At 40.2% G+C, this 7,495-nt stretch carries 4 protein-coding genes and 1 pseudogene; all 5 read left to right on the forward strand.

Annotation, left to right across the window (positions count from 1 at the left end; genetic code table 11):
* Nucleotides 1–22 precede the first annotated feature (22 nt).
* On the forward strand, nt 23–2,176 hold the full coding sequence (locus VB654_RS08500) for a restriction endonuclease subunit M (RefSeq protein ID WP_323213283.1): 2,154 nt from the start codon (nt 23–25) through the stop codon (nt 2,174–2,176).
* A complete protein-coding gene (locus VB654_RS08505; RefSeq protein WP_323213284.1) occupies nt 2,173–3,609 on the forward strand; it encodes a restriction endonuclease subunit S in 1,437 nt (478 codons plus the stop codon). The genes VB654_RS08500 and VB654_RS08505 overlap by 4 nt, the downstream gene beginning before the upstream one ends.
* A 48-nt stretch (nt 3,610–3,657) precedes the next feature.
* Complete coding sequence (locus VB654_RS08510) at nt 3,658–4,704, forward strand: zinc-dependent dehydrogenase (protein ID WP_323213285.1); 1,047 nt, start codon at nt 3,658–3,660, stop codon at nt 4,702–4,704.
* Nucleotides 4,705–4,822: 118 nt separating this feature from the next.
* The gene (locus VB654_RS08515) at nt 4,823–6,112 is read left to right on the forward strand and encodes an anion permease (protein ID WP_323213286.1); all 1,290 of its coding nucleotides are present in this window, start codon (nt 4,823–4,825) and stop codon (nt 6,110–6,112) included.
* Nucleotides 6,113–6,716: 604 nt separating this feature from the next.
* A pseudogene (locus tag VB654_RS08520) lies at nt 6,717–7,495 on the forward strand (hypothetical protein); the annotation flags it as partial.

A 7,495-nucleotide genomic window follows, 5' to 3' on the forward strand; every position in this document is an offset into this window, starting at 1 on the left:
CTGTTGAATTGGAAAAGTACGAATGTCCCTGATATCGGAAGGATTAGCTAAGAATTTAATCAAATTAGATGATGAGCAAAAGTATATCACCTATGTTCATCAAAAAAAGAAAAGAAACTTTGCAAACCCTGAAGAGCAAGTACAGGCGGAGACTTTTCTTAAGTTGATTTTGATCTATGGCTACGACCCAACGCGGCTGCGGCTATTTGCGCCTGTGACGATGGGAAGCGCTGTTAAGGAAGCGGATATTATTGTTTACAACGACGATCAATGTTTATCGCCTCATATTGTTGTTGAGTGCAAAAAACAGGAAATCTCAGAATTAGAATTTACTCAGGCGGTTGAACAGGCTTTTAGCTATGCTGTGGCTGAGGGTGCAAAATATGTTTGGGTAACTTCGGGGATTAAGGATCAGTATTATCAAGTTCCGACAGAAAAGCCGAAAGAGCGTATTGCAATTACCGATATTCCTCAGTATGGTGTTGATAAACTTGCAAGATATAAGTATGCGAAGGGTGGCGGATCTTCTAATGGACAGAAGTTATTTGAGTTAGAAATTGTTGCTGAAGATGAATTAACTCGTCGATTTAAGCAAGCGCATCAATCGCTTTGGGGCGGTGGTGAACTTAATCCTTCTAGTGCATTTGATGAACTAGATAAGCTGATTTTTTGTAAGATATGGGATGAGAAAAAACCTCGTAAAAAAGGAAGTCCCTATGATTTTCAATTATTTAGTATCAGCGAAAATGAAGAAGAAAATGCTGCCAAAAGGAAAGAACGAGAAAATGAGGAGTTAAGCGATCGCATTAAAGCTCTTTATGAGGAAGGGCGTAAAAAAGACACTGAAGTTTTTAAGGATGATATTCGTTTAAGTCCAGATAAACTGCGTACTGTGGTTGGTTATCTGGAAAGTATTAATCTGGGTAAAACGGACTTAGACAGTAAAGGTCGGGCTTTTGAAACCTTTATGGGGTCTTTCTTTCGCGGTCATTTTGGGCAATATTTTACGCCCCGACCGATTGTTAAATTTATTGTGGATGTTTTACCAATTAACCATAATTCCCTAGTTCTCGATACATCTTGCGGGAGTGGTGGATTTTTGCTGCACGCGCTGGATAAGGTTAGGAAACAGGCGGATGAGTTTTATCCTGATCGCAAAACGGATTTAGATGAAGCTGCTCGTCACAAAGACTATTGGCATGATTTTGCGGCAAATAATCTATTTGGTATTGAAATCAACGAGCAGATTGCCCGTGTTGCCAAGATGAATATGATTATTCATGACGATGGACATACAAATGTGATTGCATCGGATGGTTTACGGGATAGTGTGGATTTGATTGAAAGAACTGGTAACACTGGGTTTGCATACAATCGTTTTAATTTCATTGTTACTAATCCGCCGTTTGGTTCAGTGATTAAGCAAACTGAGCAAGCCTATATGCATCAATATGGCTTTGCAATGAAACCTGAAGATTGGCTAAATCCTAAAAGCAAGGCTTCGATTAGAGAGAATCAAAATACGGAAATTTTGTTTATCGAACAATGTCATAGATTTTTGGTGGATGGTGGATATTTGGCGATGGTTGTTCCTGATGGAATTTTGACTAATTCTAGTTTGCAGTATGTGCGTGATGGAATTGAGGAGAAATATCGGATTGTGGCGGTAGTTTCCATGCCTCAAACTGCTTTTCAGGCAACGGGGGCAGGTGTGAAAAGTTCGGTGTTGTTTTTGCGAAAACATAGCCAGTCGGCAACGGAAAAAATTCAAAATCTCAAGGTTAATTTGCAGGATCGGATTAAGGAAAGCAATGATTATTTGAAGCAACTTGAAAAGATTGAGAGTGAGAAAAAGCGACATCTCAAAGATTTACGCGGTTTTGAAAATCCTCAAAATCTTTCGGGTAAGGCGTTGACGGATTCGGAAGTTTATAAGGAATGGAGAAAGGAAGTTACGGCTGAGTATAAGGATCTCATTGATGCTCTAAAGGAATCTCTGAGCGAACAGTATGCAGAGGAAAAGCAGCAAGCCCTTGATGATTACCCCATTTTTATGGCGATCGCTGAAGATATTGGCTATGACGCGACTGGTAAGCCAACTAATAACAATGAATTAGATTTTATTGGTGAAGAGCTTGCGCGGTTTATTGATGCGCTCGAAAGGGGGGAAGTATGAGTTTTCAACTTTCGCCTGATGTTGATAAAAATAAAGTTTTTATAGTCCAATGTAGTGCATTAAACGAGCGTTTAGATCCTGAATATTATCAGCCAAATCATTATCAAGACTTGATTCTCTTAAAAAATTCTCCTTATAGAAATGATGTGCTGGATCGCGTCTGTAACAGAATAGTTGATGGACCATTTGGAAGTTCCATCAAAGCATCAGACTATGTAGAGCGTGGAATACCGTTTATTCGTGTTGCGGATGTAACAAGAGGAGAAGGATCGATAAAAACAGACGATCTAATTTTTATAACAGAGGAAGCACATGAAAGAATAATTCGTTCAAAAGTAATTCCTAATGATGTTGTTATCGCAAAAACAGGGGCAACTATGGGAGCAGCTAGTTTAGTTCCCGCTAATATACCCGAAGCAAATATTAGGGGTGATTTAGCTGCATTAAGCTTGAACGAAAATGATTGTATACCTCGATATGTAGTTATTTACATAAATACAAATATTGGACAACGTTTATTTTGGAGATTAGATTCAGGCGGTACGAGAGGAAGAGTAGTAATAGGTAATTTAAAAAAATATCCTATTGTTATTCCTCCTAAAAATATTCAAGAAGAAGTAATTAAAAAAATGGACAATGCTTATGCGCTGAAAAAACAAAAGGAGGAAGATGCACAGCGATCGCTTGACAGCATAGATGATTATCTTCTAGGCGAGTTAGGTATTAATCTAGTAGAACCAGAAGAAAATACCATTCAAAGCCGAATCTTTTATCGAAAATTAAGTGATGTATCAACCAGTCGATTTGATGCCTCAGCATATCGCAAAAATCTATCATTGCTTTCCAGTACTTTTCCTATGGAAAAATTTAAAAATTGCGTTTTTATTAATCCTCTGACTTTATTTCATGGAATTAAGGCGAATATAGAAGCAACTTTTATACCTATGGAATGCGTTTCGGATATTTATGGAGAAGCAGATATATCTCAAATCAAAAATACGGAAGATTCCAATGGTTATACGCAATTTTTAGAAAACGATCTAATTTGGGCAAAAATTACACCTTGTATGCAAAATGGTAAATCTGCTGTAGTTTCTAATTTAGTGAATGGTATTGGATTTGGCTCTACTGAATTTCATGTTTTTCGATCAAAACCTGATATTGACATTAGATATATTCATGCTTTGTTAAGACTTAAAATACTCAGATATTTTGCAACTCTTTATTTTTCTGGATCTGCTGGGCATCAAAGAGTATCAGACGATTTCTTTAGGAAATTATCAATTCCAAAACTACCAATCAATAAACAGCTTGAAATTGTCAAACATATCGATGAAATTCGTAATCGCGCCAAACAACTCCGACAAGAAGCTGAAGCAGACTTAGAGAAAGCAAAACAAGAAGTCGAGGCAATGATTTTAGGCATTGAATAAGCTGACAGTTGTGGCAAAATTAATAACAATGAGTGGGGAAAAACCAAAGTGAAAGCACAGGTATTTAGAGGCGTTAATCAATTATCCTACGAAGAAATCCCAGTCCCGACGCTGGAACCAGATGAAGTGTTGGTACAAGTGGGAGTTGTGGGATTATGTCAGTCAGATATTAAAAAAATTCGTTATCCCCTGTATGAACCACCGCGCATATTTGGACATGAAACGGCAGGAACGATCGCAGCCATAGGTTCTGAAGTAAAATCTTGGCAGGTAGGACAACGGGTAGCGGTAATGCACCATATTCCTTGTATGCGTTGCGCCTACTGCATGAATGATAATTTCTCTATGTGCGATGTCTATAAAAATATCTCTACCACAGCCGGATTTAATGCTAGTGGTGGCGGTTTTGCTGAATATGTCAAGGTTCCCGGACATATTGTGCAGAATGGCGGGTTGATTCCCATTCCTGATGATATTAGCTTTGAAGAGGCGAGTTTTGTCGAACCAACTAACTGCTGTCTCAAAGCCGTGAAAAAAGCCCAAATTGCCCCTGGACAAACGGTTTTGGTGACTGGTGCGGGGCCAATTGGCTTAATGTTTGTGATGTTAGTCAAGTACTTTGGGGCGAAAGCGATCGCCACTGATTTGCTACCATCGAGAGTAGAAAAAGCCTTGGCTGTCGGTGCAGAAGCCGCTTTTGATGCCCGTGATCCTGATTTACCTGCTAAAATTCAAGCCTTGACTGGGGGGATGGGAGTTGATGTCACTCTGCTGGCTGTTCCCAGTGATAAAGCTTTTTTTCAAGCTCTGGAATGTACCCGCAAAGGTGGTAAGATTTTGTTTTTCGCAGAATTCCCCGATGAAGTGGAAATTCCCATTAACCCGAATATTCTTTACCGTCGGGAAATTGATTTGATGGGTAGTTACAGTTCATCCTATCGGCTTCAGGGTCTAGCGGCGGATATCGTATTTAATCGGCGCATCGATGTCCAGGCCTTGATTAGCGATCGCTATCCATTACAAAACTTATCAGCAGCTGTAGCCCAGGCGATCGCACCCAATCCCACAACGTACAAAATTTTAATTTATCCGTAATCCGGGCAAACAAGATAACAGTAGAAAATATTTATAGCGCTTCTCGATATTTTACGATAGGCCTTTGCTTTTAATTCATCTGAGAATCGCTCTTTTTTTTCATCTACCCCAACGCTAAATGTCCATTACGTTAATTCTCATCGCCCTACTAGCTTTTTATGTCGCCTGGAATCTCGGCGCAAATGATGTTGCTAACTCTATGGGAACCTCTGTAGGTTCCAAAGCCATCACCTTGAAACAGGCGATCATTATTGCTGGGATTTTAGAATTTACAGGCGCAGTATTATTTGGACAGGAAGTATCCCAAACCTTAGCCACGAAAATTGCTCATCCTGTTTTATTCGCTGCTACACCAGAAATTTACGTAGCTGGGATGGTGACAGTGTTAATTACCTGTGGATTATGGCTGCAAATCGCCACCTCACGCGGTTTACCTGTAGCCTCATCTCATGCAGTTGTAGGTGCGATCGCTGGATTTACTTGGGTAGCTGTGGGAGTAGATGCAATTAATTGGTCATCGATTAGCTTAGTTGCCATTGGCTGGATTTTCACGCCGATCATCAGTAGTGCGATCGCAGCTTTATTCTACAGTCAAATCAAATATTGGATTTTGGATCAACCAAATTCAATAGCACAGCTACAACAGTGGATTCCTTGGCTGAGTGTAATTCTGTTAGGAGTATTTGGTGTTATAGTCCTACCTTCCCTAACACAACCCCTAACTAATTACTTGAATGAACGCATTGGTTTAAACTTACCTAATTACGACATTCCCTTGTTCACAGGTGCAATTGCAGCCATAGGACTCACAGTCATTAGTTGGCGACAGTTAGAACAAGTAGCAGATACGGCAAACAACGAACAAACACTCAGCACTCAGCACTCAGCACTCAGCACTCCTATTGAACGCCTGTTTGGTCGATTTCAAGTTCTTAGTGCTTGCTTTGTCGCCTTTGCTCATGGTTCTAATGATGTTGGCAATGCGATCGCTCCTTTAGCTGCCATTGTTTATACTCATCGCACTGGTAGCCTACCAATTAATGGCCTCACTATTCCCATCTGGATTTTAGTCCTTGGTGGTGCTGGTATTGTCTTTGGTTTAGCTGTCTGGGGTGAAAAAGTGATGGCCACAATTGGCGAAAACATCATTACTTTACAACCTAGCAGTGGATTCTGTGCTGAACTTGCAACCGCCACCACCATCCTCCTAGCCTCGCGGTTTGGTTTACCTGTCTCCACCTCTCATGCTCTTGTCGGTGGTGTCGTCGGTGTGGGACTGGTGCAAAATCTCAAATCAATTAAATTTCAAACACTACAAAGTATTGCAGTTACATGGTTAATTACCCTTCCCGTGAGTGCAATCCTCAGCGCCGCCATCTTTAGTACTTCCAGGATTTTATTTCTCTAAATATTTATTCGTAACCTAATGAATTGATATTTCTCTGGCTGTTCTTTGAAAAGCACATTGCTAAAACAGCAAAAACCGAGTGTGTTTTTGCAAAATTGCAGTTAATTCACTAAAATAATGTATGGAGGATAGTAATACTCTAAAATTCTGCGGAAGACTACCTTAATATCTATTCCAAATGTAAACTGTCATCCAAGTTACATTTTTTCCAAATTTACATAAAAATCCATAACTTTGGCAATCCTGTTGTGGCAATACACGTATTGATAAGCTTTTGATAACTACTGTTGCTACTAAAAAAACAAGTATTGATATTAAGTGTGTTGTTTTTTCCTCATCAACTCTCACTAGAGAACCGCTAATTTAAATCAGTCTTATGGTAGGCATCTCTGTGATGCAGTAGGGAAGACAGTATATTCAGGCTGTTAAGCAAATAAACAAGATACTTTGCCAACCTTGTACTCAGCATGACAAAATTACATTTATGTACGCTATTCCTGCAAAAGTGTTGAATTTACCTGACAAAAGACAGGAAATCACTATGAGTACCAAGCAAGTTTACGGAAAGCAGCTTTATCTTCAAGGTGTTAGAGGTTAGAAGCTAATGGGGCGATTTGAGAAGCGACCAGACAACCCACGAGTCAGAGGCGAGCTATCCAGAGCAGCAGAGACAGCTTTATGGGCTGTAGTGGAGGATTTAGAAAACCTCCAGCAAAATATGCTCAGATCGTTACAGGAAGAAATAAAACGGCTTCAGGCCGATAAAACCCGTTTATCTGACGAAGTTCAACAATTGCTAGAGGAGAAGGAACACTTACAACAAGTCCGACAAATAACTGAACAGCAAGTCTTAATTCGTCAGTTATCCGAAGCCTTGGCAAAACACATATCCTCCCAACTGCAATCATCCCTGGCAAGTTTAGCCAGCAAATCAGCAGCAGGTAATTCTCAGGAACAATCGGCGATGAAGTCAGCCGGGGATAATAATGAGAATGCCAAACAAATGCTTGGCACTTTGGATGATACTCTGACGATTACCTTTAACTCCTTACAACAGGAACTGAAGAATTATCAACAGAATCTTTCCCAACAGCTGTCTCGGATGCAGAGCCAACAGCAGCAAGGGGAAGCGATTGTAGAAGACTTTATTAATCATCTGCGCGGTGAACTAGGTAAAACAACAAAAGAAATCTCACCACCCACGGTAAAAGCATCACCACCTACGACTTTACAACCGACGGAGCCACATCCGCCCCGTTCCTCTCAGACACATTTACAGTTAGGAGTGATCCCCACCAGTTCTACCAACACTGGCAATTTAGCTGGAAACAACAAAACTGGTTTTTCTACACTACCATCATCGTCAAACAAAACACTAGCACC

This window comes from Nodularia sp. UHCC 0506, assembly GCF_034931045.1.
GTDB lineage: Bacteria > Cyanobacteriota > Cyanobacteriia > Cyanobacteriales > Nostocaceae > Nodularia.

Bases quoted from the DNA above. Each gene is read 5' to 3' on its own strand.
- VB654_RS08500 (WP_323213283.1), top strand. From the start codon at position 23: ATGTCCCTGATATCGGAAGGATTAGCTAAGAATTTAATCAAATTAGAT.
- VB654_RS08505 (WP_323213284.1), top strand. From the start codon at position 2,173: ATGAGTTTTCAACTTTCGCCTGATGTTGATAAAAATAAAGTTTTTATA.
- VB654_RS08515 (WP_323213286.1), top strand. From the start codon at position 4,823: ATGTCCATTACGTTAATTCTCATCGCCCTACTAGCTTTTTATGTCGCC.